This window comes from Lacinutrix sp. MEBiC02404 (assembly GCF_053601575.1).
On the sequence record NZ_JBSHNV010000138.1, the window covers coordinates 1 to 316 of the forward strand.

A 316-nucleotide genomic window follows, 5' to 3' on the forward strand; every position below is an offset into this window, starting at 1 on the left:
CCACTTGTGGACTTGGTGGTACAATTACAGTTACCTATACCGTTGCAGATGATTGTGATAACGAAACTATACTTGTTGCCATTCTTACGCTTAACGATTCTATCGGTCCAGATTTAACAGTTTGTACTACAGTTACAGATACCTCTGTAGATTGTACAGCGGATGATAACGAAACCATTGCCGATGCTTGGAATACTGCTAATATTGCTGCGCTTGAATCTTGTGGTTCAGATAGCTGTGATGCAGATGGTGTTTATAACGTAACTTCCAATTACGACTTCAATAACTTAAATGTAGTTTGTGGTCCTTGTGGTTC

General features: G+C 39.6%; 1 protein-coding gene. It reads left to right on the forward strand.

The features are described 5' to 3' along the window. Positions 1–316: hypothetical protein (locus ACVCXO_RS03720; RefSeq protein WP_452228251.1), on the forward strand; the 316-nt coding region annotated here is incomplete at both ends.